This is a genomic window from Ectopseudomonas composti, assembly GCF_001567565.1.
Classification (GTDB): Bacteria; Pseudomonadota; Gammaproteobacteria; order Pseudomonadales; family Pseudomonadaceae; genus Aquipseudomonas; species Aquipseudomonas composti_A.
On record NZ_LSSW01000024.1, the window covers coordinates 165639 to 192347 of the forward strand.

A 26709-nucleotide genomic window follows, 5' to 3' on the forward strand; every position below is an offset into this window, starting at 1 on the left:
CGCGCATCCGCGAAAAAAAGCGCCGCAACGCCGGTATCGGGTTGCGGCGTTTTTTATCGCCACGGGAAAGCAGCCAGAATCACTTCTCGGCTAGGCTGAAACCTGCGCGGAGGACGACTCGATGGACGACTACCAGCCCCTGGCCTGCGATCTCTACGATTATCTGGAGATTGCCTGCATGCATCGCTATCAGTTGGATATCGAGCTGGTCGACGGCACTCGCCTGCAGGGCCAGGCACTGACCACCGAAACGATAGCGAGCAAGGGAGAATTTCTGCTGGTACGTACAGCGGACGGCGAACAGCGCCTGCGCATGGACCACCTGCTGGCGATCACCCCGCAGGATGCAGGTGCCAGCTTTGGCCGGGTGCTGCTGGGCGGCAACAGCTGCTGAATGCGACTCGGCTAGCGCTGGGGTGCGCCACGCACCCCAGCGCCAATCGCATCAACCCGCGGTACGCACAGCACACCCTACGCGAGCGTGCAGTAACGCAGCGTTACCACATCAGGTCGTCGGGGATCTGATAGGCCGCGTAAGGATCGTCGGCATCCGGCTCTTCGACATGGGTGTTGAGCAGGACGATGCGCGAAGCGTCGCGCTCCTGGATCTTCAACGCAGCCTCGCGCGGGATGATCTCGTAACCACCACCATGACGCACGATGGCCAGCCAGCCGTTGGAGAGCTTGTTGCGCACCATGGTATTGACCGGCAGGCGCTTGACCTTCTTGTCATCGACGAAGTTGTAGTAATCCTCGCCGTCGAGCTTGGGCAGACGCGAACGCTCGATCAGTTGTTTGACTTGCGCCGTACGCGCCTTCTGCTCGGCTTTTTCCTGCTGCTGACGATTCAGCTCCTGGTCACGCGCCGCCTTCTCGGCCTGCGCCTGCACCGCAGCCTGACGCGCAGTGTCGTCCAGCTCGGCCTGGCCCTTGTGCGCCAGACGTTTCTGCTTCTGCTGCTGCTTGCCAGCCTGCTTGACCTGTTTTTCATTGACCAGGCCGGCTTTGAGCAGCTGGTCGCGCAGGGAAAGACCCATGACTAAAAATCCCGAACATGATTGTGTTGCGGCAGTGACGCAAATTCGCGCTGCCAGTCCAAGGCGCCCAGCATAAGGGCTAAGCGGCCACCGCTCCAGCCCGGATCGGCGCATGATGCGTGCTACATCTTCTCCAGCTTCTTCGCCTCGCCCCACAGGGCGTCCAGCTCCTCCAGCGAGCAGCCGTCCATGCTGCGCCCCGCTTCACGCACGCTTTGTTCGATAAAGCGAAAGCGCCGCTCGAACTTGCCGTTGGCCGCGCGCAGCGCCGCTTCCGGGTCGACTTTCAGGTGGCGCGCCAGGTTGCTAACGACGAACAGCAGGTCGCCGATTTCCTCGGCCACTGCCTCGGCATCGTTCTCGCTCATGGCTTCGAGCACTTCATCCAGCTCTTCGCGCACCTTGTCCACCACCGGCAAGGCTTCGGGCCAGTCGAAGCCGACCTGGGCAGCACGTTTCTGCAGCTTGGCCGCGCGCGACAGCGCCGGCAACGCGGTCGGTACATCATCGAGCAAGGAAAGCTGCTCGGGCGCAGCGGCCTTCTCGGCGCGCTCCTGCGCCTTGAGCTCTTCCCAGCGCTGCTTGACCGCAGCCTCCTCCAGCTTCGCCGCGTCCGGCGCGCCGTACAGATCACCATCGGGGAACACATGCGGGTGGCGGCGAATCAGCTTGGTGGTGATGGCATCGACCACTCGGGCGAAGTCGAAACGCCCCTCCTCCTGCGCCAGCTGGCTGTAGTAGACCACCTGAAACAGCAGGTCACCGAGTTCGCCCGGCAAGTGATCGAAGTCGCCACGCTCGATGGCGTCGGCGACCTCGTAGGCCTCCTCCAGGGTGTAAGGCACGATGCTCGCGTAGCTCTGCTTCAGATCCCACGGGCAGCCATGCTGCGGATCGCGCAGACGAGCCATCAGGTGCAGCAGGTCATCGAGTTGGTACATGAATACGTCCTGTTACGCCACGCGGTGACGACGCGCCTCGATGATATTGGGCAACTGACCGATACGCGCCAACAGGCGGCCCAGGGCATCGAGCCCCGGAATCTCCACGGTGATCGACATGGAGGCGGTGTTGTCCTCCTTGTTCGAGCGGGTGTTGACCGCCAGTACGTTGAGCTTCTCGTTGAGCAGCACCTGGGTGACGTCACGCAGCAGACCGGAACGGTCGTAGGCCTTGATGACGATCTCCACCGGATAGGTCTGCACCGGCACCGGCCCCCAGCTCACCTGGATCATGCGTTCCGGCTCGCGCGCAGTCTGCTGCAGCGCCGTGGGGCAATCCTGGCGGTGAATGGTGACGCCGCGGCCGAGGGTGATGTAACCGACGATGGGGTCGCCCGGCAGCGGCTGGCAGCAACCCGCCATCTGCGTCAACAGGTTGCCGACGCCCTGGATCTGGATGTCGCCACGCTTGCCCGGCTTGAAGCCCTGAGCCTTGCGTGGGATCAGCTCCAGCTGCTCGTTGCCGCGCTCCGGCTCGACCAGTTGCTGCGCCAGATTGACCGCATGGGCCAGGCGCACGTCGCCGGCACCCAGGGAGGCGAACAGGTCATCGGCGGTTTTCAGGTTGGCCTTCTCGGCCAGCTTGTCGAAGTCCGCACCGACCAGGGCCATACGTGCCAGTTCGCGCTCGAGCAACTGCTTGCCGGCGGCGACGTTCTGGTCGCGATCCTGTAGCTTGAACCAGTGCACGATCTTCGCCCGAGCGCGGCTGGTGGTGACGTAGCCCAGGTTGGGGTTGAGCCAGTCACGGCTCGGCGAGCCCTGCTTGCTGGTGATGATCTCCACCTGCTCACCGGTCTGCAGGCTGTAGGTCAGCGGCACGATGCGGCCGTTGATCTTGGCGCCTCGGCAGTTGTGACCGATCTCGGTGTGCACGCGGTAGGCAAAGTCCAGCGGCGTGGCGCCCTTGGGCAGGTCGATGGCATGCCCGTCGGGGGTGAAGACGTAGACCCGGTCCGGCTCGATATCGACGCGCAGCTGTTCGGCCAGGCCGCCGATATCGCCCAGTTCCTCGTGCCACTCGATGACCTGACGCAGCCAGGAAATCTTCTCTTCATAGTGGTTAGAGCCGGATTTGACGTCGGTACCCTTGTAGCGCCAGTGCGCGCAAACCCCCAGCTCGGCTTCCTCGTGCATAGCGTGGGTGCGAATCTGCACCTCCAGCACCTTGCCTTCCGGGCCGAGCACGGCGGTGTGCAGCGAGCGATAGCCGTTTTCCTTGGGGTTGGCGATGTAGTCGTCGAACTCCTTGGGAATGTGCCGCCACAGGGTGTGCACGATGCCCAGCGCGGTGTAGCAGTCGCGCATCTCCGGCACCAGCACGCGCACCGCGCGCACGTCGTATATCTGGCTGAACTGCAGGCCCTTGCGCTGCATCTTGCGCCAGATCGAATAGATGTGTTTCGCCCGGCCGCTGATGTCGGCCTTGATACCGGTAGCTTCCAGCTCCTGGCGCAGGTGCGCCATGGCATCGTTGATGTACTGCTCGCGATCCAGACGGCGCTCATGCAGCAGCTTGGCGATCTGCTTGTACTGCTCCGGCTCCAGGTAACGGAAGGACAGGTCCTCCAGCTCCCACTTGATATGACCGATGCCCAGGCGGTGAGCCAGCGGCGCATAGATGTCGAACACTTCGCGCGCGACACGCTGGCGCTTCTCCTCGTCGGCTTCCTTGACCGCACGGATGGCGCAGGTGCGCTCGGCCAGCTTGATCAAGGCCACGCGCACGTCATCGACCATGGCCACCAGCATCTTGCGCAGGTTCTCGACCTGCGTCTGCGAGCCGAGCACTACCGATTCACGCGGATTGATACTGGCGCTGATCGCGGCCATGCGCAGCACGCCTTCGATCAGCTTGGCCACCACCGGACCGAAGCGTTGGTGCACGGCGGCCAGGGTAATCTTGCCCTCGCGCACGCCGCGATAGATGACCGCGGCGACCAGTGAGTCCTGATCGAGCTTGAGATCGGCGAGGATTTCCGCGATGTCGAGACCGGCGCGGAATGTCGAAGCGCCCTCGCTCCAGTGATGCTCGGTGGTGTTGGCCTGCTGCTCCAGATCACGGGCGAATTCGCAGGCCTCTTGCAGCGCCTGACGATCCAGCGCCGGATCGACGCGGGTAACGTGCTGCAACCAGGCCTCGAGGTTGATGCTGCCGTCATCGTTGACCGGCTGATGCGCTCTCACCTGAACCATCGTCTTACCTTCCCTACGGTGCGCATACGGTGCACCGAGCAGTCGCCGGCCTTCTCTGAGCCGGTCGGATTAACTGAAAGAATGCGCGTCCTGCGCATCCCTGCGGTACCGAACGTACCGCTTTGGCCCGAGGCCTAGGCCTCGGGTTTCTCGAACAGAGCCATCGCCTCGACATGCGCCGTTTGCGCAAACATGTCGAGAATCCCGGCGCGGCGCAGGCGATAACCCTGCTCCAGCAACTCGGCGGCATCGCGCGCCAGCGTGGTCGGGTTGCAGGATACATAGACCAGGCGCCGCGCGCCCAACTGCGTCATCCCGCGTACCACCTGCAACGCGCCATCGCGCGGCGGATCGAGCAGCGCTGCGGTAAAACCGCCACGCGCCCAGGTCTCGTCGGCCAGCGGCTTGGACAGGTCGGCATGGAAAAAGTGCACGTTGCCCAAACCATTGTTCTGCGCGTTGCCAGCGGCACGCTGCACCATCGCCTCGACGCCCTCCACTGCCACTACCTCAGCCGCCTGCCGGGCCAGTGGCAAGGCGAAATTACCCAGGCCACAGAACAGATCCAGCACCCGCTCACCAGGCTGCACTGACAACCAGTCTAGCGCCTGAGCAACCATCGCCTGGTTGACTAGACCATTGACCTGTACAAAGTCACCCGGCCGATAGGCCAACTGCAGCTGCCAACGCTCAAGCATGAAACCCAGCTCGGCGGCTTGCTCGTCAGGCTGCGGTAGCCCCTCACCCTGCAGCCATAATTGCGCACGATGCTCGCTGCAGAACGTGCGCAGGCGGCCCAGGTCAGCCTCGCTCAAGCTGCTGGTATGGCGCAGCAACAGCGCTTCGGCAGTACCACTGAACAACTCCACATGCCCGACGGCCTGCGGCTTGTCCAGGCTGCACAACAAGGCCGGCAGTGCCTTGAAAATGGGCTGCAAGGGCTGTACCAGCACCAGGCAGTGGTCGATGGCAACGATGTCCTGACTGGCCTCGGCGCGGAACCCGACCTGCAGCTGACGCCCCTTGGCGTCCCAGCGCACGGCAACGCGCGCACGACGGCGGTAGCCGAACTCCGCGCCGACCAGCGGCGGTGCCCACTCATCCGGCTGCACGCCGCCCAGACGTGAAAGCTGCTCGGCCAGCGTGCGCTGTTTCAGGGCAAGTTGATCGGCATGAGGCATATGTTGCAGGTTGCAGCCGCCGCAACGATCGGCGTGTACGCAAGGCGCCTCACGGCGCTCGTTGCTGGCGGCGATGATCCTTTCGGCGCGCGCTTCGATGGTCTGGCTGCGCGCGCTGAGCACCCGTGCCTCGACCTGTTCGCCCGCCAGTGCACCGCTGACGAACCAGGTTCGCCCGCCTTCGAACGCGATACCGCGACCGTCACCAGCCAGGCGCTCGATGGACAGCTTCTGCTTCTTGCCCACCGGAACCTGCGCCGCACGAGTGCCGCCGCTGGGCTGAAAGCGCAGGTTGGAGCTGCGTCTGGCCATCAGTGCGCCGGTTCTTCGTAAACGCCGGTGGACAGATAGCGGTCGCCGCGGTCGCAGATGATCGCCACCAATACCGCGTTTTCCAGCTGCTGCGACAGGCGCAGCATGCCGGCCACCGAGCCGCCGGAAGACACACCACAGAAGATGCCCTCTTCCCGCGCCAGGCGCCGCATGACCTGTTCGGCTTCGGCCTGGCCCATGTCCATGACCTGATCGACCCGTTCGGCCTGATAGATCTTCGGCAGGTATTCCTGCGGCCAGCGGCGGATACCGGGAATGGCCGAGCCTTCCTGCGGCTGCAGACCGACGATCTGGATCGCCGGGTTCTGCTCCTTGAGGTAGCGCGAGGTGCCCATGATGGTGCCGGTGGTGCCCATCGAGCTGATGAAATGGGTGATGGTCCCACCGGTCTGGCGCCAGATTTCCGGGCCAGTACCGCTGTAGTGCGCCTCGGGATTGTCGCCGTTGGCGAACTGATCGAGCACCTTGCCACGCCCCTCGGCCTGCAGTTTCTCGGCCAGGTCGCGTGCGCCTTCCATGCCCTCTTCCTTGCTGACCAGGATCAGCTCGGCGCCATAGGCGGTCATCGCCCACTTGCGCTCGGCGGTGGAGTTGTCCGGCATGATCAGGATCATCTTGTAACCCTTGATCGCCGCGGCCATGGCCAGGGCGATACCGGTGTTGCCGCTGGTGGCTTCGATCAGGGTGTCACCCGGCTGGATGGCACCACGCAACTCGGCGCGGTTGATCATCGACAAGGCCGGACGGTCCTTGACCGAGCCCGCCGGGTTGTTGCCTTCCAGCTTGACCAGCAGCGTGTTGCTGGTGTCACCGCCCAGGCGTTGCAGACGTACCAGAGGGGTATTACCGATGCAGTCGGCAATGGTGGGGAATTGCAGGGTCATGGGTCGCTCGAATCCAGACTGACGCGAAGGGGCGTCATGATACGCCGAACCCGTCGCGGCATCACCCAGCGAACGTAACCAGCCGTTGTGCGCCGTGATCAGGCCGCCGGCAAGTGCATATGGATGCGCAACCCTGGGCGCCCGTTCTCGGCCCAGACACGCCCGCCTTGTGCCTCGATCATCCTGCGGGCAATGGCCAGGCCCAGGCCGAAACCGTCGCCACCCGGCCTGGCGGCGCTGAGGCGAGTGAAGGGACGGAAGATGGTCTCCAGTTCACCCTCGGCCACGCCCGAGCCCTGATCCTCGATGCACAACAGCCATTTATTGCCTTCAAGTCGACCACCCAGGCGAACCACGCCGCCATCTGGCGAATGACGGATGGCATTGCGCAGGACGTTTTCCAGGGCCTGCGCCAGGCCATTGAGGTTGCCGCGCACCCGGCAATCCGCCGGCAGCTCACAGGGCATGCGCGTATGCGGCCAGCCGGTTTCGAAGCCGGCGTTCTCACGCAGTACATCCCACAGCCTGACCACATCCACGTCTTCACTGGGCAGTTGTGGCCGCTCCGTGTCCAGCCAGACCAGCTCCAGTGCGTCGCCGACCAGCTTTTCCATCGCGTCCACTTCACGCGCCAGGCGCTGGCGCAGCGCATCGCCATCGCGCTCGTTTTCTCCGGCCACGCGCAGGCGGCTCAGCGGGGTGCGCAACTCATGGGACAAGTCGCGCAACAGCTTGCGCTGAAAAGCGACCGTACCCTGCAGACGCTCGGCCATATGATCGAAACTTCGCGCCAGCTCACCCAGCTCATCCCGGCGCCGGGTAACCGGTGGGCCAAGCCTGGCGGACAGGTCCCCTGCGCTCAGCGCGGCAGCCTGGCGCCGCAGGATCGCCAAGGGAGCGATCAACAGTCGATACAGCAGCAGTGCCACGACCACGGCAAGCACCGCTGGCAACACCCGTTGCAGGAGCACCTCCCACAGTTGGTTGTACTGACGTGGGTTCAAGCGCTGCGGCAACTGCATGACCAGTCGTGCGCTGGAATCGCTGAAAGGCAGGTAGAAAGTCGGCGTCGTACCCGGCCGGCCCACGGAAAAATCCAGCTTGCGCACGAAATCCAGGCGCTGCTCTTCTTCACGGGTCAGCGGCCGCGAGCCCAGCGAGTGCTTGTGCTCATCGACCACCACAGCCCAGACCTGCTCGCGCTGGTGCAGATTCTGTAGATAGGCATCGACGCCTGACGCCCCGCCATCCCGCCAGGCCGTTTCGGCCTGGCGAGCCTCGTCCCTGAGAATCTGCCGGCTCGACTCGGGCAGATAAGAGGTCGTATCGAGCAGCATTCGCCCCACATCCACATGCAGGCTGACCAGCAGCAGGCAGAACAAGGCCAGGGCGCCGGCCAGTCGCCAGAGCAGCGAATGTCGCCCCGGAAGGTTCATGCCAGAGCCTGCGTAAGGAGGTAGCCCTTGCCCCAGACGGTATCCACACGCGCCGCCTCATAGCCGACCGCCTGCAACTTGCGCCGAATGTGGCTGACGTGCATATCCAGGCTGCGATCATGCTGCGAATAGGCACGGCGCAGCGCCTGCTGATAAAGGAAGGGCTTGCTCAGCGCCTCGTCGCGATGCCGCCAGAGCAACTCCAGCACCCGGTACTCGCTGGGCGTCAGGCCAACCCAGGTGCCGCAGAAGGCAACATCGCTGCGCCCTTCATCGAACTGCAAGCCATCCCCGGAGGCGTTGGGCTGCTGCTCGCGGCGCTCGTAGGCGACTCGACGCAGAATCGCCTCGACCCGCACGCTCAGCTCACCCAGGCTGAAAGGCTTGGGCAGATAATCGTCGGCGCCCTGGCTGAAGCCGGCGATGCGATTCTGCTCATCACCCAGAGCCGACATCAGCAGCACCGGCACACTGCGGCGCTGGCGCAGACGCTGCAAAGCCTGCAGGCCATCGATGCCGGGCAGGAGGATGTCCATCAGCACCAGATCGAAATCTTCGCTTTCGGCCAATCGCAACCCTTCGCGGCCGTCATGGCTCAGGGTCACGTCAAACCCGCAGCCCAGTAGATGCGACTGCACATGACCAGCGAGCAAAGGGTCATCCTCGACGGCAAGGATGCGGGCCGAGGGAGGCAAGCGGGTCAGCATGACGGTAAACCGATAGATATTGAATGCGAACAATTCTATCTATTAAACAACAATCTCTCACCTGGAGATTCCGCCGCGTCGAATCGCTACACTGGCCAGATGTCCTGAAGGAGGAAAATCGTGTTCAAGGATCTCAGCATCAAAGGCCGCGTGCTGCTGCTCACCCTGCTGCCCAGCAGCCTGCTGGCCCTGGTGCTGGGCGGTTATTTCACCTGGGTGCAGCTCTCGGACTTGCAGGCTCAATTGCTGCAACGCGGTGAAATGCTGGTCGAACACTTGGCGCCCCTGGCGGCTCCGGCGCTGCAACACAAGGATGTGAAAAAACTCGAGCGCATCGCTCAGCAGGCGCTGGAGCACCCGGACGTGCGTGCGGTCGGCTTTCTCGCCCCGCAACGTGAAGCCCTGGCACACGCCGGGCCCAGCATGCTCAATCCCTCGCCCAGCGGCCAGCCGGGCGTCAGCCTGCTCAGTGGCCAGGATGCCACGCGCTTTCTCCTGCCGGTCTACGACCAACACCTGGTACTCAGCGACAACCTCGGCGAGGACCGCCAACTCGAACTGCTCGGCTGGGTCGAGCTGGAACTCTCGCATCAGGGCACGCTGCTCAGCGGCTATCGCAGCCTGTTCGCCAGCCTGCTGTTGATCGTCGGTGGCCTGGCCGTGACCGCCCTGCTCGCCCTGCGCATGAGCCGCAGCATCAACGCTCCGCTGCGCGCGATAAAGGCCGGAGTCGCCCAACTCAAGGACGGCAACCTGGAAACCCGCCTGCCACCGCTGGGCAGTCATGAGATGGACGAGCTGGCTTCGGGCATCAATCGCATGGCCGAAGCCCTGCAGAACGCCCAGGAAGAATTGCAGCACAGCATCGAACAGGCCACCGAAGACGTGCGCCAGAACCTTGAGACCATCGAGATCCAGAACATCGAGCTGGACTTCGCGCGCAAGGAGGCCCTGGAAGCCAGCCGCATCAAGTCCGAGTTCCTGGCCAACATGAGCCACGAGATACGCACGCCGCTCAACGGCATTCTCGGTTTCACCAACCTGCTGCAGAAGAGCGAGCTCAGCCCGCGTCAGCAGGACTACCTGTCGACCATCGAGAAATCCGCCGACAACCTGCTCGGCATCATCAACGAGGTACTCGACTTCTCCAAGATCGAGGCCGGCAAGCTGGTGCTCGAATCCATCCCGTTCAACCTGCGCGACCTGCTGCAGGACACCCTGACCATTCTCGCCCCTGCGGCCCACGAAAAACAGCTGGAGCTGGTCAGCCTGATCTACCGCGACACTCCGCTGGCCCTGCGCGGCGACCCGCTGCGTCTGAAACAGGTGCTGACCAACCTGGTCAGCAACGCGATCAAGTTCACCCGCGAAGGCACCATCGTCATGCGTGCCATGGTCGAGGACGAGAACGCCGACAGCGCGCAGCTGCGCATCAGCGTGATGGACACCGGCATCGGCCTGTCGGACGACGACCTGCGCGCGCTGTTCCAGTCCTTCAGCCAGGCCGACAACTCACTCAGCCGCCAGGCCGGCGGCACCGGCCTCGGCCTGGTGATTTCCAAGCGCCTGATCGAGCAGATGGGTGGTGAGATCGGGGTCGACAGCACCCCGGGCGAAGGCTCGGAATTCTGGATCACCCTGACCCTGCCCAAGGCTCGCGACGACGCCGAAGACCTGCCGCGTGCAGCCCTCCAGGGTCGGCGCGTGGCAGTGCTGGAGAGTCACGAACTGGCCCGCCAGGCGCTGGCCCACCTGCTCGAGGACTGCGGCCTGGAGGTCGAGAGTTTCTCCGATCCCGGCCAGCTCTTCGAGGCGGTGAACAACCAGCACAATCGTGAGCGTCCATTAAGCCTGGCAGTGCTGGGCATCACTGCCAGCCAGCTGCCGCCGGACAGCCTTGGCCAACGGATACGGGACCTCGACCGGCTTGGCTGCAAGGCACTGGTGCTGTGCCCGACCACCGAACTGAGCCTGTTTCACGAATCGCTACCCGACGCCTACAACCAGCTGCAGGCCAAACCCCCTTGTACGCGCAAGCTGCACAAGGCCCTGGTCGAAATGGTCAACCCGCAGCGCTCGGCCAGCGAACCGGCGGCGATCAGCGATACCCGCCGGCCACAGATTTTGTGCGTCGACGACAACCCGGCCAACCTGCTGTTGGTGCAGACGCTGCTCGACGACCTTGGCGCTCAGGTCACAGCCGTCGACAGCGGGTACGCCGCGATAGAAGCGGTCCAGCAAGGCAGCTTCGACCTGGTGTTCATGGACGTGCAAATGCCCGGCATGGATGGTCGCGAAGCCACCGAGGCGATTCGCCAGTGGGAGAGCGATCAGAGCCGCAGCGCCACGCCGATCATCGCGCTCACGGCCCATGCCCTGGCCAACGAGAAGCGCGCCCTGCTGCGAAGCGGCATGGACGACTACCTGACCAAGCCGATCAACGAACGCCAGCTGGCCCAGGTGGTGCTCAAATGGACCGGCCTGAATCTGCGTAACCAACCGACTCACAAGGTCGCGCCACCTGCGCCATCCCAGGCGCAACCCAAGGTGCTCGACGCCGAAGAAGGCCTGCGCCTGGCAGCCGGCAAGGCCGATCTGGCCGCCGACATGCTGAGCATGCTGCTGGCAGGTCTGGCCGGTGATCGCCAGGCGATCCGTCAGGCCCGCGATACCGGCGAGCGCACGGCCTTGATCGAACGGGTTCACCGCCTGCATGGGGCCACTCGCTACTGCGGCGTGCCGCAGCTACGTGCGGCCTGCCAGCGCAGTGAGACACTTCTCAAGCAGGACGATCCCGAGGCCCAGCGAGCCCTCGATGAACTGGATGCGGCGATCACGCGCCTGACCGAAGCGGCGGCCCAGAGCGCCTGAAGATGCGCCATGGGTGACGACCTCGAGCGATGAGGTCGAGAGCGCCGCGTGATAGCATGCCGGCTGATCCGGAGGACCCATGGCCGAACACGATTTCCGTTATTCCCTGCTCAACCCGCAACACACGCTCACCGAATGCCGCGCTCTGGCACCAGGCCGTTATCAGGTCACCGGCAACGGCGGCTCGATCAAGGCAGGCGATGCACTGCTGGTCACCCTCAAGGGCAGCCGCGACCTGCACATGCGCCTGGACGTGGAAAAAGTCCGTCACCTGATCAATCCGCCCGGCCAATGGCTGGCGGTGTGCAAGGGCCCGCAGTTCAAGGAACTGGCCATTCATAACTGGCAGGTGAACTGCGACGCTTGCGGCAAGCAACTGGACTTCGAATTCGCCGTCGATGCAGCCCTCGGCAAAGCCGCGCAAGCGCCCGCCGCCGAAGCCCGTATCGCCGAGCTGGGCTGGCGCCACGATGCCGGTCGTCACCTATGCCGCACCTGCCAGGAGGCCTGAGACCATGTACCGCGCCCTGCCCCTCGCTCTGCTCGCCGCGACTCTGGCGGGCTGCGCCAGCGATGCACCGCAGCTGGAAACCGAACGCAGCTACCGCGTCGAATGGATCGGCGAACGCCCGCTGATCGACCGCAGCCACCTGACCGTCACGTTTGCCGCTGATGGCCGCGCTCACGGACATGCCGGTTGCAACCACTGGTTCGCTGGCTACAGGCTCAAAGGTGACACGCTTGGCTTCGACGCCCCCGGCAGCACCCGCAAGATGTGCGCACCCGCACTGATGGAGCAGGAACGCCGCTTCCTCGCCGCACTGGGCGAAGTGAAGCGCTGGGACTTCAACGACATCGGCCAGCTGCAACTGTGGCCAGCCAGCGGCAAACCGATTCGCCTCTGGGCGGAGTGAGCGGCGGTCAAACGCACTCCGAGGGCGGCGCTTGGGCGCGCGACATCTTTACCGATAGTCGCGGCCAAAGCCCCTCCCCGAGCGGCAACTAGGTGAACAGCTCCAGCTGCGTCTGCCGCCCGCGCAGGTCATGCAACCTGACCCCCACCCCAAGCAACCGCACCGGCTTGTCGCCCCGCGCGAAAGCGTTGCTCAGTAGCAGTCGATAGCTGTCCAGATCGAGACTGGCGCCGGCCTGCTCCAGGGTGGTCTGGGTGAAGTCATGGAACTTCACCTTGACGAAGGGCTTGTCCGGCCGATAGCTGGCGTCGAGGCGCTGCAGGCGGCCGTGCATTTCTTCGAGCAGTGCCGGCAGTTTTTCCAGGCAGGACTCCAGATCGGGCAGATCCTGATCGTACGTGTGCTCCACACTCAGTGACTGACGGCGGCTATCGACCTTTACGTCGCGCTCGTCGATGCCATGGGCCAGACGCCACAGGCGCTCGCCAAAACTGCCGAACTCACGCACCAGCGCCAGCTTGTTCCACTCACGCAGGTCCAGGCAGGTGCGAATGCCCAGGCGCGTCAGCTTGTCAGCCGTGACCTTGCCGACGCCATGCAGCTTGTTCACTGGCAACTCTGCAACGAAGTCATCGACCTGATCCGGGGTGATGACGAACAACCCGTTGGGTTTACGCCAGTCGCTGGCAATCTTGGCCAGGAACTTGTTCGGCGCCACGCCAGCCGACACGGTGATGTGCAGCTCCTGTACCACGCGGCGGCGAATCTCCTGAGCAATGCGTGTGGCGCTACCAGAGAAATGTGGCGAATCACTGACATCGAGATAAGCCTCGTCCAGCGACAGCGGCTCGATCAGGTCGGTGAACTGGCGAAAGATGCCATGAATCTCGCGGGAGACCGAGCGATACACCTCGAAACGCGGCTTGACGATCAGCAGGTCCGGGCACAACTTCAGCGCATGCCGCGACGACATCGCCGAGCGCACGCCATAAGCGCGCGCCTCATAGTTGCAGGTGGCGATCACCCCGCGCCGGTCGGCCGAACCACCCACAGCCAGCGGACGATTGGCCAGGCTCGGGTCGTCACGCATCTCGATTGCGGCGTAAAAGCAGTCGCAGTCAACGTGAATTATCTTGCGCACAACACCCTCGAAAGCCTCGCCAGATATGGTCGAACTCGCTGAAGTCTAACAGTTGTTTGAGGCTAACCATCTGAGTTGAAAACAGTTTTTTAAAGATAATGGTTGACGTAAGGCGCTCTTTCGATAGAATGGCCGCCGCGGGATGGAGCAGTCTGGTAGCTCGTCGGGCTCATAACCCGAAGGTCGTAGGTTCAAATCCTGCTCCCGCAACCACCTTCCGAAAAAGGCCACTCAATCGAGTGGCCTTTTTCGTTTTCGGACATTGATCTTCCTCAGCTTCACATAAGCAAAGCGGCTCTATCCTAGAAGCACCTGCCGCAGATGCAGGACATTACCGAGGAAGCCTGTATGAACTGGAAGAACACCCCGTCCCGCTATTCAAGCCTGTCCATTGGCCTGCACTGGCTGATGCTGGTCCTGATCGCCGCCGTCTACGCCTGCATCGAACTCAAGGGTAATTTCCCCAAAGGCAGCGATACCCGCGAGCTGCTCAAGCAGTGGCACTTCATGCTCGGCCTGGGCGTCTTCGCGCTGGTCTGGCTGCGACTGCTGGCCCGGGCGCTGAGCCCTACTCCGGCCATCGAACCTGCGCCAGCTGGCTGGCATAAACTGCTCGCCAAGCTGATGCACCTGGCCCTGTACGCCCTGATGATCGGCGCACCGCTGGCCGGCTGGCTGATCCTCAGCGCCGCTGGCAAGCCTGTTCCCTTCTTCGGTATGGAACTGCCGGCACTGATCGGCCCGGACAAGGCGCTGGCCGGACAGATCAAGGAATTGCACGAACTGGCCGGCAGCGCCGGTTACTGGCTGATCGGCCTGCACGCGGTCGCCGGCCTGTATCACCATTACGTGGTGCGCGATAACACCCTGACGCGCATGCTGCCGGGGCGCAATTGAGGTGACGGCGCCTCTGGTCAAGCGCCCGAACCGCCGCTAGAATTGCGCACTTTTTGATCAGAGGCGCCAGCCAGGCGCCCGTTAGAGGTTAGCCCGCATGTCCAGCGCCACCCCGAAAGTCGGATTCGTCAGCCTTGGTTGCCCGAAAGCGACCGTCGACTCCGAACGCATCCTGACCCAACTGCGCATGGAAGGTTACGAGATCGTACCGACCTACCAGGATGCCGACGTGGTGGTGGTCAATACCTGCGGCTTCATCGACAGCGCCAAGGCCGAATCGCTGGACGCCATCGGCGAAGCCCTGGCCGAGAACGGCAAGGTGATCGTCACCGGTTGCATGGGCGTGGCCGAGGACAGCATCCGCGACGTACACCCGAGCGTGCTGGCCGTCACCGGCCCGCAGCAGTACGAGCAGGTGGTCAACGCCGTGCATGAGGTGATCCCGCCGAAAGCCGAGCACAACCCGCTGATCGACCTGGTGCCGCCGCAGGGCATCAAGCTCACCCCGCGCCACTACGCCTACCTGAAGATTTCCGAAGGCTGCAACCACAGCTGCAGCTTCTGCATCATCCCGTCGATGCGCGGCAAGCTGGTCAGCCGCCCGGTGGGCGATGTGCTCAGCGAGGCCGAGCGTCTGGTCAAGGCCGGCGTCAAGGAGCTGCTGGTGATCAGCCAGGACACCAGCGCCTATGGCGTCGACATGAAGTACAAGCTGGACTTCTGGAACGGCCAGCCGGTGAAGACGCGCATGCTCGAGCTGTGCGAGGCGCTGTCGTCGATGGGCGTCTGGGTGCGCCTGCACTACGTCTACCCCTACCCCAACGTCGACGACGTGATCCCGCTGATGGCCGCCGGCAAGCTGCTGCCGTACCTGGACATCCCCTTCCAGCACGCCAGCCCGAAAGTGCTCAAGTCGATGAAGCGTCCGGCGTTCGAGGACAAGACCCTGGCGCGCATCAAGAAGTGGCGCGAGATCTGCCCCGAGCTGACCATTCGCTCCACCTTCATCGTCGGTTTCCCCGGCGAGACCGAGGAAGACTTCCAGTACCTGCTCGACTGGCTGACCGAAGCCCAGCTCGACCGCGTCGGCTGCTTCCAGTATTCGCCGGTGGAAGGCGCACCGGCCAACGACCTGGGCCTGGAAGTGGTGCCGGACGACGTCAAGCAAGAGCGCTGGGAGCGCTTCATGGCGCATCAGCAGGCCATCAGCTCGGCGCGCCTGCAGGCCAAGATCGGCCTGGAGATGGACGTGCTGGTCGACGAAGTGGACGGCGAAGGCGCCGTGGCACGCTCCTGGGCCGACGCCCCGGAGATCGACGGCAGCGTGTTCATCGACGCCACCAGCGTCAAACCGGGTGACAAGGTGCGTGTGCGCATCGTCGATGCCGATGAGTACGACATGTGGGGCGAGTTGGTCTGATCCAGCTCCCCCCTGAAAAGCCCCGCAGCCTGCGGGGCTTTTTCTTTCCGGCCTCCCCCAACGCCTTGCCGGTACAATGACCTTCTTTTTGTCGAGCGCCACCATGACCGAACCCACCCGCCTGTCCAAACGCGTCATCGAACTGTTCGGCTGCTCGCGCCGCGAGGCCGACCTGTACATCAGCGGCGGCTGGGTGACGGTGGACGGCCAGGTGGTCGAGGCGCCGCAATTCAAGGTCGAGGATCAGCGCGTCGAGCTGCATGCAGATGCCACGCTCGAGCCGGTAGAGCCGGTGACACTGCTGGTGCATGGTGCGACTGGCTGCAACGCCGCACAGTTGCAGCACCTGCTGGTACGCGAACGACACTGGGAACAAGACCCGCACGCCCAGCGCATCCTGCATGGCCACTTCCTGCGCCAGGAGCAAAGCCTGCCGCTGCAGACCGGTGCCAGCGGCCTGATAGTGCTCAGCCAGGATTGGCGCACGCAACGCAAGCTGCGCGAGGACGCTGCCAAGCTGGAACAGGAATACCTGGTCGAGGTAGCCGGCGAACTGCCCGCCAGCGCACTGGAACGCCTGAAGAAAGGTTGGCTGCACAAGGGCACGCAATTCCCACCGTGCAAGGCCAGTTGGCAGAGCGAACAGCGCCTGCGCTTCGCCCTGAAGAATCCTGCCCCTGACCTGCTGCGGCAGATCTGCACGGCACTGGGCCTTAAGGTGCTCGGCATGAAGCGTATCCGCATTGGCGGCGTGCCCATGGCCAAGCTGCCGGTCGGGCAGTGGCGCTATCTGGGCGAGAAGGAGCGCTTCTGAGACCGTGTTAGGCTGTGTCCGTCACGCTCTGGAGACCACCATCATGCGTACCCTGTTACTCACTGCCCTGCTCGCCCTGAGCCTGCCCGGCTTGGCGGCGCCTGCCCCCTTCTTTCTCTGGCAGAGCAAGGTCGACGGCCACCTGACCTGCGCCCAGGTCAGTCCTGGCGAAGGCTGGATCCGTTTTACCGGCCCGTTCCGCGACGCCGGTTGCCGGGTCGCGCACGACGCCCCTGTGCGCAGCCGCTAAGAGAACGCCATGCAGCATCTGGTTTCCCCTGTCGGCATCGTCCATTCCTGCTTCAAGGAAAAATTCGCCATCCCCCGCCAGCCGCACCTGGCACCTGCCGCACGCGGCGTACTGGAGCTGCTGCCGCCCTTCGATCAGGGCGAGGCCGTTGAGGGTCTGGAACAGGTCAGCCACGTCTGGCTGCTGTTTCTGTTTCACCAGGCGCTGGAAGACAAACCACGCCTGAAAGTGCGCCCGCCACGCCTGGGCGGCAACCAGTCGGTCGGCGTGTTCAGCACCCGCGCCACCCATCGCCCCAATGGCATCGGCCAATCGGTGGTTCGCCTGGAGAAGGTCGAGCCGGGCCGCCTGCACCTGTCCGGCATCGACCTGCTCGACGGCACGCCCGTGCTGGATATCAAGCCGTACGTTCCCTACGCCGACTGTGTGAGCGATGCGCACAACACCATGGCCGATGCCGCACCACGGCTGATCCCGGTCCAGTGGCATGGCGATGCATTGCCGTTGGCGCGCCAGCACGCACAGCGCCTGAACGAGCCGCTGGTCGAGTTGATCGAACAGTGCCTGGCGCAGGATCCGCGCCCGGCCTACCAGCAGCCGGAGCCGGAACGCCGCTATGGCGCACGCTTCTGGGATCTGGACGTGCACTGGCATTATCCCGAGCCGGGGCGTATTCGCGTGCTGGATGTGCAGATCGCTGATCGCGGCTAAAGTCCCTCCTACAGAGCGCCGATTGCGTGGGAGGAGCTTCAGCCGCGACCAGACAAAACGCATGAAGCGTCATTTCGCCCAGCAATGATGCCTGCATTCCCCGCTGCCAGGCCCTAGGGTGAAGGCCTTATCACTCAGCGAGGCCTTCCCATGCATCCGTACTTTTCCCTTGCCGGGCGCACTGCCCTGGTCACTGGCGGCACCCGTGGCATCGGCCTGATGATCGCCAAGGCCTTCGTCGAAGCCGGTGCCCATGTCTATGTCTGCGCGCGCGACGGCGAAGCCTGCATGCAGACCGCCGCCGAACTATCTGCGCTGGGCCAGTGCACCGGCATTGCCGCCAACCTGTCCAGCGAGGAAGGCGTTCAGGCACTGGCAGCCGAACTGAGCGGGCGCATCGACAAGCTGGACATTCTGGTCAACAACGCCGGCACCACCTGGGGCGCACCACTGGAAAGCTACCCGGCCAAGGGCTGGGAGAAGGTCATGCAGCTCAACGTCACCTCGGTGTTCGGCTGCATCCAGCAACTGCTACCGCTGCTGCGCAAGGCCGGCTCTGGCGAATATCCAGCGCGGGTGATCAATATCGGTTCGGTGGCCGGCATCAGCGCCATGGGCGAACAGGCCTATGCCTACGGCCCGAGCAAGGCGGCGCTGCATCAGCTATCACGCATGCTGGCCAAGGAACTGGTCGGCGAGCACATCAACGTCAACGTGATTGCCCCAGGGCGCTTTCCCAGCAAGATGACCCGCTTCATCGCCGAGGACGAGGCCGCACTCGCCGCCGATACTGCCGTCATTCCAATGAAGCGTTGGGGCCGCGAAGAGGAGATGGCGGCTCTGGCGCTGAGCCTGGCCGGTAGCGCAGGTGCCTACATGACCGGCGCCATCATCCCTATCGACGGTGGATTCCATCTGGGCTGAGGATCAGGTGCGGAACTGTCGCACCAGCCCCTGCAGCTCCACACCCAGGCGAGCCAGCTCGGCGCTGGAGGCGGCGGTCTGCTCAGTGGCGGTGGCGCTCTGCTCGCCGACATCGCGCACGCGGGTGATGCTTTCGTTGATCGCTTCGGCCACCGCGCTCTGCTCCTCGGCGGCGGCGGCGATCTGCTGGTTCATCTGCTCGATGGTACTCACCGCATGAGTGATACGAGCCAGCGCACCGCCGGCTTCGCCAGCCAGTTCGACGGTGCGGCGGGTCAGATCGCGACTGCTGTCCATCTGCTGCACGGCGCCTTTAGCCATGCGCTGCAGACCGGCGATCAGGCTCTCGATCTCCTCGGTACTCTCCTGAGCGCGCTTGGCCAGCGCCCGCACCTCGTCGGCGACCACGGCGAAACCACGGCCCTGCTCCCCGGCGCGCGCCGCCTCGATGGCCGCGTTGAGCGCCAGCAGGTTGGTCTGCTCGGCGACGCTACGAATCACCTCCAGCACGCTGCCGATACGCGCGCTTTCCTGATTCAGGTCAGCCATGGCCTTGGCCGACTGCTCCACTTCGCTGGCCAGGCTGTCGATCTGTTCCACGGCCTGCTGCACCACGCGATTGCCCTGCTGTGCTTCCTGGTCGGCATCGCGCGCAGCCAGCGAGGCCTGCTCGGCGTTCTGCGCCACTTCCTGTACGGTGGCAGCCATCTCGTGCATGGCCGTGGCGGTCTGTTCGGTCTCCATTTTCTGCGTCTGCACACCGGCGCTGGTCTGCGCGGTGATCGCAGAGAGCTGTTCGGCCGCCGCGGCAATCTGCCCGACACCACCGCCAATACGACCAACCAGATTGCGCAGGCTGAGGGTCATGTCCTGCATGGCGGCGAGCAATTGCCCGACTTCGTCGCTGCGCTCCTGCGGGATGTCCTGGCTCAGATCGCCAGAGGCGATGCGCTTGGCGAAGATCACGGTTTGCCGCAGCGGCACGACGATCAGGCGGGTGATCAGCAGCGCGGCGCACAGGCCCAGTACCACAGCGGCCACGCCCATGATGCCGAGCATCAGCAGCGCCCGCCGGCTATCGACGAGCATCCGGCTTTCGGCACTGGCCTGGGCCGACTCGGCCAGATCGACAACCGAACGGGCGCGCTCGATCATGGCCTTCTCGGTGGCGTGGTTCTGCTCACGCAGCTGTTGGTAGTAGAGGAAGGAGCGCTGATAAAGGGTCAGCGCCTGCAAAGCGGTCTCGATGGAGGCCTTCTGTTCATCGTTGAGCCAGACGGTCAGGCTGCGGGCGACGTTCTGCAGGTCCTCGCTGACGTACTGCCATTCTTCCAGCGCTTCGGACGAACCGTCGATGATGTAAAGGCTTTCCTGACCCCGCAGGTCGAGCATGCGCTTGCTCAGACCGGATGCGGTTTCCGCCAGGGTCAGCGGGTCGCTGCCACGCAGGCGATCACCTTGCAGGCGTAGCTCGCGCACGGCATCGTACATATCCAGCTCGATCACCTCGAACTGGTCACGGGCTTCCCCCGCTGCAGTACGCATGTCCTGGCGCGCCTCACGGGCTTTATCCTGCTGCTCGACATAGTTATCGAACTGTTTCAGGTACTCGGTGGTGGCCTGCTGCATGGTCTGCACACGCGTGCTTTCAGCCGCCCCCTCGCTCAGATGCTGCAACATGCCCTGCACCTTGAGCAGGCTTTCGCGCACTCGGCCCGCGTTGTCCGGTGTCTGCTCGATGGCGAAATTGCGCTCCAAACGGCGCGCCTGGAGGATTTCCTGGTTCACCTGCGCCAGTTGCCCCACCTGCTCATGCCCATGCAGAACCGCCTGCACGGCCAGGTAGCCACTGCCGGTCATGGCGGCAGTGAGCAACAGCACCAGACCAAAACCGATGAAGAGTTTCTTGCCCACGGCAAGGTTGGCGAAAAAGCGTGCGGCAGGCTTGAACATAAGGCGCGACTCCAGATTCTTCTTATTACGACCGCGTCTCATGGACGCGACCTGGTCGACTGACCACGCAACTGCTATGCCATATCTAATCCAACCTATCGGCAAGAGTGTAGCGCCGCTTGAGTGCTGGCAATTCGCCAAACCATGATTCTCAGGATAGCCGATCAAAGCGCCAACACCGGCAATGATCCGCTTATTGGCGCCGAACGAATGGCGAAAACCCGCCGACCGCAGCGATGCCGACAAAAAAGGCGCAGCCCCTGACGAAGCTGCGCCTCTCGACTCGAGCCGCGATCAACGCCCGGCGAGCACCGGCACCACTCTGGGCCGCAGGATCTCGCCAGCCAGTGTCAGCAGACCAATGGCACCGGCGATCCAGTACCACTGAGTGACCGGATCGAACAGCAGCCAGCCCAGCGCATGCAGGAAGACCACCATGATCAGCACCGGACTGACGTAGCGCACCATGAACAGCCACAAGGCGTAGCCGGCCGGCGGCAGGTCCAGTTCGTCGCGCAGGATGTCGCAGCGCAGCGCGTAACCAGCGAGCACCACCATGAAGATGCCACCGAGCGGCATCATCCAGCGCGAGGTGAGGTAGTCCAGCCAGTCGAAGAAGTTCTTGCCCAAGGGCGTCCAGCCCGCCATCAGGTTGAACGACAGCATCGCCAGCAGGCTGATCACCAGCAGCACCGCGCCGGCCCCCATGGCCGCGCGCAGACGGCTGATGCCGTGCTTCTCGTTCAGGTAAGCCACCGTGGCTTCGATCATGGAGATCGCCGAGGTCAGCGCGGCAATCGATACCATGGCGAAGAACAAGACGCCGAAGACCGTACCGAAGGGCATCTGCTGAAAGGCCAGCGGCAGGCTCATGAAGATCAGCCCCGGCCCGGCGCTGGGGCTCATGCCATTGGCGAAGATGATCGGGAAGATCGCCAGCCCTGCGAGCAGCGCCACCAGGGTGTCGCAGATGGCGACCATGAAGGTGGTGCGGGCGATGGATTGGCCATCCGGAATGTAGGAGCCGTAGGTGAGAATGGCGCCCGAGGCCAGGCTCAGGGTGAAGAAGGCGTGGCCCAATGCCGCCAGCAGCGCCTCACCGGTGATCTTCGAAGCGTCGAAATGGAATAGAAAGGCGAAACCGGCATCGAAGCTGCCGCTGCTCAGGGCATAGCCGACCAGTGCGACGAGCATCAGCGCCAGGCCCGGCATCATCCAGCGCACGGCATTCTCGATGCCCTGCTGCACGCCCTTGGCCACGATCCACAAGGTCAGCAGCGCTACCAGCACGCTCCAGCCCCCCAGTTGCCAGGGGTTGGCATTGTGCGCCTCGAACACGCCGCCCAGCGCCTCGACACTGCTGGCCGCCAGCGAGCCGTCGAGCATCTTCCAGGTGTAGGCGAAGGCCCAGCCGGCGACGACCACGTAGAAGCACAGGATCATGAAGCCGGCGAGCATGGCCATGCCGCCAACCGCCTTCCACAGCGGGTTGCCGCCGTTCTCGCGGACCACGCGGCCAATGGCGTCGATGGGGCTGCCACGGCCGCGGCGGCCGACGGCAATTTCGGTCATCATCACCGGGATGCCGATAGCCAGGATGCACGCCAGGTACATCAGCACGAACGCGCCGCCGCCGTACTCGCCGGTGATGTAGGGGAATTTCCAGATATTGCCCAGGCCCACGGCCGAGCCGGTTGCTGCGAGGATGAAGCCCCAGCGCGAGAGCCAGAGGTTCTTCGGTTTTTCACGGGTCATGCGTCACCTGCTTGTTTTTATCTGTGACGGAATCGGACCCGCCGCGCTTGTGGCGCAGCGGAATGCAAGGCTTGGGTTGAAGCCAGAGGAGTCACTGGGCGTCGGCTTGCACCTCCGGCGCGGCCAGTTGGAAGGCCTCCAGGGGTTCACAGCGCGCCGCCATGGCGACAATGCGTGGGTACGCGGCAAGGTCACAGTTAAAACGCCGCGCATTATACAGCTGCGGAATCAGGCAGGCTTCCAGATATCCAGGTCGCTCGCCGAGCAACAGGCGCCCGTCGAATACGGCCAGCCCCTCCTCCACCGCAGCCAAGCCCAGGGCGACCCAGTGTCGGTACCAGGCGTTCTTTGCCTCGTCGGCGACGCCCAGCTCAGCGCTCAGGTACTGCAGCACGCGCAGGTTGTTCAGCGGATGCACGTCGCAGGCGATATGCAGCGCCAACGCCCGCACCTGCGCACGCTCGGCCGGGTCGGCTGGCAACAGCGCCGGCACCGGGAACATTTCTTCCAGGTATTCGAGGATCGCCAGCGACTGGGCGATGCGTACACCGCCGCTGCCCTCGTCCACCAGAAGCGGCAGCAGACCCTGCGGGTTCAGTGCGCGATAGTCGGCGCCGTGCTGCTGGCCGCCGTCCTTGACCAGATGCACTGGCACCTGCTCATAGGCCAGCCCCTTGAGGTTCAGGGCGATGCGCACACGGTAGGCGGCGCTGGAGCGCCAGTAGCCGTAGAGTTTCAACATTGCGGATTCCTTGCGAAACGCAAACCGTAGGAGCGGCTTCAGCCGCGATGCTTTAAACGACTGCTGGCGAATCGCGGCTAAAGCCGCTCCTACAGCTGCCCCTACGAATCAGTGAGCGTCGTAGCGCTGCACCACCTGATCGATGGCACCAAAGAGGCTCTGCCCGGCGACATCGAACATCTCGATGCGCACCCGGTCGCCAAACTTGAGGAAGGGGGTTTTCGCCTCACCCGACTCGACGATTTCCAGCATGCGTTTCTCCGCCAGACAGGAGGAGCCTGCGCTGCGGTCGTAATTGGACACCGTGCCCGAACCGATGATGGTGCCGGCGCCCAACGGGCGGGTCTTGGCCGCGTGCGCCACCAGAGTCGGGAAGTTGAAGGTCATGTCCACACCGGCGTTCGGCTGGCCGAAAAGCGCACCGTTGATCTGCGACACCAGCGGCCGGTGTACCTTGCCGTCCTTCCAGCTCTCGCCCAGCTCGTCCGGGGTGATGGCCACCGGCGAGAAGCTCGACGACGGCTTGCTCTGGTAGAAACCGAAGCCCTTGGCCAGCTCGCCAGGAATCAGGTTGCGCAGCGACACGTCGTTGACCAGCATCAGCAAGCGGATGTGCCCGGCCGCTTCGGCCGCCGTGGCGCCCATTGGCACGTCGTCGGTGACCACCGCCAACTCGGCCTCCAGGTCGATGCCCCAGGCCTCATCGGCCAGGCGGATCGGGCTGTGCGGCGGGATGAAGGCGTCAGCGCCCCCCTGGTACATCAAGGGGTCATGCCAGAACGACTCCGGCATCTCGGCGCCACGCGCCTTGCGCACCAGCTCGACATGATTGACGTAGGCGCTGCCATCGGCCCAGTGATAGGCGCGTGGCAGCGGGCTGTGACAGGCCGCCTGATCGAAGGCGAAAGCGCCCTCCTGCATGCCGTCGTTGAGGCGTTGATAGACCGCGTCGAGCTTGGGCCGGGCGATCGCCCAGTCGTCCAGCGCGGCCTGCAGGGTGGCGGCGACCTGCGGCACGCGCACGGCGCGGGTCAGATCGCGGGAAACGACGATCAGCACGCCATCGCGGCCTTGATTGAGTGATGCGAGTTTCATGATTCCTACCTATTCATCTGTTCGCGTGCGGGCTGTTCTCCCCTCTCCCACTTGTGGGAGAGGGGGCGATTGGTGACCGCCTTAACCTTGTATACCCGGCGCACGCCAGGAATTGACGTACTCGGCGACATCCACCGCGCTGGCGGCATCGGCCACTTCCAGGGCGCGACGGGTGTCGATCATCACCGCCACCTCGTCGATGAAGGTGGCCGGATCCTCCTGGCTCTTCTTCAGCGCCTTGGGATGCGGCCCATGGGGGAACCCGCACGGATGCAGGGTGACCATGCCGGCCTCGATGTTGTCGCGGCTGAAGAAGTTGCCACGGTGGTAGAACAACACTTCGTCGTAGTCGTCGTTGTTGTGGAAGAACGGCACCTTGAGCGCGCCGGGGTCGGACTCCACCGGGCGTGGGGTGAAGGTGCAGATCACGAAGCCATTGGCGACGAAGGTGGTGTGCACCGACGGCGGCAGGTGGTAGCGATGGCTGACCAGCGGGCGAATGTCGCGCCAGTTCAGGCGCACCACGGTGTTGTCACCATGCCAGCCGACCACATCCAGCGGGTTGTAGGGGTAGGTCACGGTGCTGACCTGGCCGCGCCGTTTGATGCGGATCTGCCAGGTGTTCTCGTCCTGCTGCGCCTTGAAGGCGTCATCGATATGCGGGTGCTCGAGCATGGCCAGATCGAAGATCGCCTGCGGGCCGAGCAGGCCCTTGTCCGGCAACTGATAGGCACCTTCGGTGTTCTCGATCAGCAGCAAATAGCTCGGCGTGCTGGCCTCGATACGCCAGGCGGTGCCGCGCGGAATCAGCAGGTAGTCGCCGTCGCGGTATTCCAGATGGCCGAAGTCACAGTAGAAATGCCCGCTGCCTTCGTGGACGAACAGCAGCTCGTCGCCGTCGGCGTTGCGCACCAGATGACGCATGGCGCCATGGGTGCGCCAGACACGCAGTTTGACGTCGGCATTGTGCAAGGTCAGCGGCGCCGCCAGCGGGCAGTCGCGCTCGCTGGGGATGTCGTTGAAGTTGAACGCATGCGGGCGCAGCGGGCCCTGCCAGTCGATCCAGCCGGTTGGCGGGTGCTTGTGATGCAGGTGCGCGGTGGGCCCGAAGAAACCCTCGCGGCCCATTTCGCGCTCGTAGGTGCCCTGCGGCAGGTCGCAATGCGCCTGGCGCGAGCACTCGCCTTCACGCAGGGGAAAGCGAATCCATTGACGGCTCATGGCATCACTCCTCGGAGATCACACCGCGACGCAGCTGGTCTTCCTCGATGGATTCGAACAGGGCCTTGAAGTTGCCCTCACCGAAGCCCTGATTGCCCTTGCGCTGGATGATCTCGAAGAAGATCGGGCCGATCACCGTGTTGGTGAAGATCTGCAGCAGGATGCCGTCGTCCCCAGGTGCACCATCGATGAGGATATTCAGCTCACGCAGCACCTCGGTCGGTTCCCCGTGACCGGCGACGCGGGTGTCGACCTTCTCGTAATAGGTATCAGGGGTGGTCATGAAATCAACACCGTTGGCGCGCAGCTGGCGCACGGTGGCGTAGATGTCGTTGGTGCTCAGGGCGATATGCTGGATGCCCTCGCCGTGGTATTCGCGGATGAATTCCTCGATCTGCGACTTGTCATCGGCCGACTCGTTGATCGGGATGCGGATCTTGCCGCACGGCGCGGTCATCGCACGGGAGAACAGGCCGGTGAGCTTGCCTTCGATGTCGAAGTAGCGAATCTCGCGGAAATTGGCGATGCGCTCGTAGAAGCCGGACCACACGTCCATCTGCCCACGGCGTACGTTGTGGGTCAGATGGTCGATGCACTGCAGGCCGACGGCGTTGTCGTTGGGGCTGCGACCTTCGATGTACTCGAAATCGACGTCGTAGATGCTCTTGTCACCGTAGCGGTCGACCAGATACAGCAGGGAGCCGCCGATGCCTTCGACGCAGGGGATGTTCAGCTCGCCGAAGTTGGCGTGGCTGCCCACCAGCGTGGCGCCCTGCTGCTCGACGTAGGCTGCCGCCTGGGCCGCATTCTTCACGCGGAAGGCCATGGCGCAGGCACTCGGCCCATGTTTCTCGCCGAAGGCGCGTACATGGCCGACCGGGCTGCCGTTGAGCACGATATTGATGTTGTTCTGCTGGAACAGCCACACCTGCTTCGAGCGGTGCTTGGCGGTCTCGGTGAAGCCCATGGCGGTGAACAACTGGCGCAGTTGCTCGATACCCTCGGCGCTCGGTGCGGTGAATTCGACGAACTCGAAACCGTCGGTCCCGATGGGATTGTGCTGCTCGATCTTGGCCACGGCGTTCATTCTGCCTCCTGATTGTCATTGTTATGGCAAGCGCACGAATGCGTTGCGGACAACCTCATGACAACCGAGCGCAGAGCCGCTCTCAAGATGGCTTGCGACAGCTCGCCACAGCAGTCGGGCCCCTGCTTGGCAAGTTTTC

General features: G+C 64.0%; 24 protein-coding genes and 1 tRNA gene. 11 read left to right on the forward strand and 14 right to left on the reverse strand.

Annotated features, from left to right (window positions below; genetic code table 11):
* Positions 1–121 precede the first annotated feature (121 nt).
* A complete protein-coding gene (locus tag PCLY_RS12795; protein ID WP_061239946.1) occupies positions 122–394 on the forward strand; it encodes a Rho-binding antiterminator in 273 nt (90 codons plus the stop codon).
* 103 nt (positions 395–497) lie between these two features.
* On the opposite strand, the gene PCLY_RS12800 is transcribed toward PCLY_RS12795, so the two are convergent.
* The 7 genes from PCLY_RS12800 to PCLY_RS12830 form a co-directional block, all read right to left on the reverse strand.
* The gene (locus tag PCLY_RS12800) at positions 498–1037 is read right to left on the reverse strand and encodes a DUF2058 domain-containing protein (RefSeq protein ID WP_061239949.1); all 540 of its coding nucleotides are present in this window, start codon (positions 1035–1037) and stop codon (positions 498–500) included.
* A 122-nt stretch (positions 1038–1159) separates the two neighbouring features.
* Entirely contained in the window at positions 1160–1978 is an 819-nt protein-coding gene (gene mazG, locus PCLY_RS12805; protein ID WP_061239952.1) for a nucleoside triphosphate pyrophosphohydrolase, read from the reverse strand.
* 12 nt (positions 1979–1990) lie between these two features.
* Positions 1991–4234 (reverse strand): GTP diphosphokinase, encoded by a 2244-nt coding sequence (gene relA, locus PCLY_RS12810; protein ID WP_061239955.1) that lies wholly within the window; start codon positions 4232–4234, stop codon positions 1991–1993.
* Between the two features lie 134 nt (positions 4235–4368).
* Positions 4369–5727 carry a 23S rRNA (uracil(1939)-C(5))-methyltransferase RlmD gene (rlmD, locus tag PCLY_RS12815; protein ID WP_061239958.1) on the reverse strand — a complete coding sequence of 453 codons (1359 nt, stop codon included), beginning with the start codon at positions 5725–5727 and terminating at the stop codon, positions 4369–4371.
* Entirely contained in the window at positions 5727–6632 is a 906-nt protein-coding gene (gene cysM / locus PCLY_RS12820) for a cysteine synthase CysM (RefSeq protein WP_061239961.1), read from the reverse strand. Before cysM ends, rlmD begins: the two co-directional genes overlap by 1 nt.
* 98 nt (positions 6633–6730) lie before the next feature.
* Positions 6731–8068, reverse strand: coding sequence for a sensor histidine kinase (locus PCLY_RS12825; RefSeq protein ID WP_061239964.1), 1338 nt, complete (start codon positions 8066–8068; stop codon positions 6731–6733).
* On the reverse strand, positions 8065–8775 hold the full coding sequence (locus PCLY_RS12830; protein WP_061239966.1) for a response regulator transcription factor: 711 nt from the start codon (positions 8773–8775) through the stop codon (positions 8065–8067). Before PCLY_RS12830 ends, PCLY_RS12825 begins: the two co-directional genes overlap by 4 nt.
* Before the next feature lie 120 nt (positions 8776–8895).
* Between PCLY_RS12830 and PCLY_RS12835 the strand changes: the two genes are divergently transcribed.
* From PCLY_RS12835 to PCLY_RS12845, 3 genes are all read left to right on the forward strand, one after another.
* Positions 8896–11646, forward strand: a complete 2751-nt coding sequence (locus tag PCLY_RS12835) for a response regulator (RefSeq protein WP_061239968.1) — start codon at positions 8896–8898, stop codon at positions 11644–11646.
* A 79-nt stretch (positions 11647–11725) separates the two neighbouring features.
* Positions 11726–12157: a hypothetical protein gene (locus PCLY_RS12840; RefSeq protein WP_061239970.1), complete on the forward strand. Its 432-nt coding sequence runs from the start codon at positions 11726–11728 to the stop codon at positions 12155–12157.
* Positions 12158–12161: 4 nt separating this feature from the next.
* The gene (locus PCLY_RS12845) at positions 12162–12560 is read left to right on the forward strand and encodes an META domain-containing protein (protein ID WP_061239972.1); all 399 of its coding nucleotides are present in this window, start codon (positions 12162–12164) and stop codon (positions 12558–12560) included.
* Positions 12561–12648: 88 nt separating this feature from the next.
* On the opposite strand, the gene dinB is transcribed toward PCLY_RS12845, so the two are convergent.
* The gene (gene dinB / locus PCLY_RS12850; RefSeq protein WP_082768072.1) at positions 12649–13701 is read right to left on the reverse strand and encodes a DNA polymerase IV; all 1053 of its coding nucleotides are present in this window, start codon (positions 13699–13701) and stop codon (positions 12649–12651) included.
* A gap of 136 nt (positions 13702–13837) precedes the next feature.
* Here dinB and PCLY_RS12855 point away from each other — a divergent pair.
* From PCLY_RS12855 to PCLY_RS12885, 7 genes are all read left to right on the forward strand, one after another.
* Positions 13838–13914, forward strand: a tRNA-Met gene (locus PCLY_RS12855).
* A 135-nt stretch (positions 13915–14049) separates the two neighbouring features.
* Positions 14050–14598, forward strand: a complete 549-nt coding sequence (locus PCLY_RS12860) for a cytochrome b (RefSeq protein WP_061239975.1) — start codon at positions 14050–14052, stop codon at positions 14596–14598.
* A 97-nt stretch (positions 14599–14695) separates the two neighbouring features.
* Positions 14696–16018: a 30S ribosomal protein S12 methylthiotransferase RimO gene (gene rimO / locus PCLY_RS12865; protein ID WP_061239977.1), complete on the forward strand. Its 1323-nt coding sequence runs from the start codon at positions 14696–14698 to the stop codon at positions 16016–16018.
* Between the two features lie 103 nt (positions 16019–16121).
* Positions 16122–16832, forward strand: coding sequence for an rRNA pseudouridine synthase (locus PCLY_RS12870; RefSeq protein ID WP_061239979.1), 711 nt, complete (start codon positions 16122–16124; stop codon positions 16830–16832).
* 43 nt (positions 16833–16875) lie between these two features.
* On the forward strand, positions 16876–17082 hold the full coding sequence (locus tag PCLY_RS12875; RefSeq protein WP_061239982.1) for a hypothetical protein: 207 nt from the start codon (positions 16876–16878) through the stop codon (positions 17080–17082).
* Positions 17083–17091: 9 nt separating this feature from the next.
* On the forward strand, positions 17092–17793 hold the full coding sequence (gene tsaA, locus PCLY_RS12880) for a tRNA (N6-threonylcarbamoyladenosine(37)-N6)-methyltransferase TrmO (RefSeq protein ID WP_061239984.1): 702 nt from the start codon (positions 17092–17094) through the stop codon (positions 17791–17793).
* A 150-nt stretch (positions 17794–17943) separates the two neighbouring features.
* On the forward strand, positions 17944–18717 hold the full coding sequence (locus tag PCLY_RS12885) for an SDR family oxidoreductase (RefSeq protein WP_061239986.1): 774 nt from the start codon (positions 17944–17946) through the stop codon (positions 18715–18717).
* Positions 18718–18720: 3 nt separating this feature from the next.
* Here PCLY_RS12885 and PCLY_RS12890 read toward each other — a convergent pair whose 3' ends face one another.
* The 6 genes from PCLY_RS12890 to hppD form a co-directional block, all read right to left on the reverse strand.
* Positions 18721–20670 (reverse strand): methyl-accepting chemotaxis protein, encoded by a 1950-nt coding sequence (locus tag PCLY_RS12890; RefSeq protein ID WP_061239988.1) that lies wholly within the window; start codon positions 20668–20670, stop codon positions 18721–18723.
* A gap of 294 nt (positions 20671–20964) precedes the next feature.
* Positions 20965–22425 (reverse strand): sodium-dependent transporter, encoded by a 1461-nt coding sequence (locus PCLY_RS12895; protein ID WP_061239989.1) that lies wholly within the window; start codon positions 22423–22425, stop codon positions 20965–20967.
* A gap of 91 nt (positions 22426–22516) precedes the next feature.
* Complete coding sequence (maiA, locus tag PCLY_RS12900; protein ID WP_061239991.1) at positions 22517–23167, reverse strand: maleylacetoacetate isomerase; 651 nt, start codon at positions 23165–23167, stop codon at positions 22517–22519.
* Positions 23168–23275: 108 nt separating this feature from the next.
* Positions 23276–24262, reverse strand: coding sequence for a fumarylacetoacetate hydrolase family protein (locus tag PCLY_RS12905; RefSeq protein WP_061239992.1), 987 nt, complete (start codon positions 24260–24262; stop codon positions 23276–23278).
* Positions 24263–24343: 81 nt separating this feature from the next.
* Positions 24344–25483 carry a homogentisate 1,2-dioxygenase gene (locus tag PCLY_RS12910; protein ID WP_061239994.1) on the reverse strand — a complete coding sequence of 380 codons (1140 nt, stop codon included), beginning with the start codon at positions 25481–25483 and terminating at the stop codon, positions 24344–24346.
* A 4-nt stretch (positions 25484–25487) separates the two neighbouring features.
* Positions 25488–26570 (reverse strand): 4-hydroxyphenylpyruvate dioxygenase, encoded by a 1083-nt coding sequence (gene hppD, locus PCLY_RS12915; RefSeq protein WP_061239995.1) that lies wholly within the window; start codon positions 26568–26570, stop codon positions 25488–25490.
* Positions 26571–26709: the final 139 nt, after the last annotated feature.

Excerpts from the sequence above, each read along its gene's own strand:
- rimO (WP_061239977.1), top strand. The coding sequence starts at position 14,696 with ATGTCCAGCGCCACCCCGAAAGTCGGATTCGTCAGCCTTGGTTGCCCG.
- PCLY_RS12860 (WP_061239975.1), top strand. The coding sequence starts at position 14,050 with ATGAACTGGAAGAACACCCCGTCCCGCTATTCAAGCCTGTCCATTGGC.
- PCLY_RS12795 (WP_061239946.1), top strand. The coding sequence starts at position 122 with ATGGACGACTACCAGCCCCTGGCCTGCGATCTCTACGATTATCTGGAG.
- PCLY_RS12875 (WP_061239982.1), top strand. The coding sequence starts at position 16,876 with ATGCGTACCCTGTTACTCACTGCCCTGCTCGCCCTGAGCCTGCCCGGC.
- PCLY_RS12870 (WP_061239979.1), top strand. The coding sequence starts at position 16,122 with ATGACCGAACCCACCCGCCTGTCCAAACGCGTCATCGAACTGTTCGGC.
- PCLY_RS12910 (WP_061239994.1), bottom strand. The coding sequence starts at position 25,483 with ATGAGCCGTCAATGGATTCGCTTTCCCCTGCGTGAAGGCGAGTGCTCG.
- PCLY_RS12845 (WP_061239972.1), top strand. The coding sequence starts at position 12,162 with ATGTACCGCGCCCTGCCCCTCGCTCTGCTCGCCGCGACTCTGGCGGGC.
- PCLY_RS12905 (WP_061239992.1), bottom strand. The coding sequence starts at position 24,262 with ATGAAACTCGCATCACTCAATCAAGGCCGCGATGGCGTGCTGATCGTC.
- rlmD (WP_061239958.1), bottom strand. The coding sequence starts at position 5,727 with ATGGCCAGACGCAGCTCCAACCTGCGCTTTCAGCCCAGCGGCGGCACT.
- PCLY_RS12830 (WP_061239966.1), bottom strand. The coding sequence starts at position 8,775 with ATGCTGACCCGCTTGCCTCCCTCGGCCCGCATCCTTGCCGTCGAGGAT.
- PCLY_RS12825 (WP_061239964.1), bottom strand. The coding sequence starts at position 8,068 with ATGAACCTTCCGGGGCGACATTCGCTGCTCTGGCGACTGGCCGGCGCC.
- tsaA (WP_061239984.1), top strand. The coding sequence starts at position 17,092 with ATGCAGCATCTGGTTTCCCCTGTCGGCATCGTCCATTCCTGCTTCAAG.
- relA (WP_061239955.1), bottom strand. The coding sequence starts at position 4,234 with ATGGTTCAGGTGAGAGCGCATCAGCCGGTCAACGATGACGGCAGCATC.
- mazG (WP_061239952.1), bottom strand. The coding sequence starts at position 1,978 with ATGTACCAACTCGATGACCTGCTGCACCTGATGGCTCGTCTGCGCGAT.
- PCLY_RS12800 (WP_061239949.1), bottom strand. The coding sequence starts at position 1,037 with ATGGGTCTTTCCCTGCGCGACCAGCTGCTCAAAGCCGGCCTGGTCAAT.
- cysM (WP_061239961.1), bottom strand. The coding sequence starts at position 6,632 with ATGACCCTGCAATTCCCCACCATTGCCGACTGCATCGGTAATACCCCT.
- maiA (WP_061239991.1), bottom strand. The coding sequence starts at position 23,167 with ATGTTGAAACTCTACGGCTACTGGCGCTCCAGCGCCGCCTACCGTGTG.
- PCLY_RS12885 (WP_061239986.1), top strand. The coding sequence starts at position 17,944 with ATGCATCCGTACTTTTCCCTTGCCGGGCGCACTGCCCTGGTCACTGGC.
- PCLY_RS12895 (WP_061239989.1), bottom strand. The coding sequence starts at position 22,425 with ATGACCCGTGAAAAACCGAAGAACCTCTGGCTCTCGCGCTGGGGCTTC.
- hppD (WP_061239995.1), bottom strand. The coding sequence starts at position 26,570 with ATGAACGCCGTGGCCAAGATCGAGCAGCACAATCCCATCGGGACCGAC.
- PCLY_RS12840 (WP_061239970.1), top strand. The coding sequence starts at position 11,726 with ATGGCCGAACACGATTTCCGTTATTCCCTGCTCAACCCGCAACACACG.
- PCLY_RS12890 (WP_061239988.1), bottom strand. The coding sequence starts at position 20,670 with ATGTTCAAGCCTGCCGCACGCTTTTTCGCCAACCTTGCCGTGGGCAAG.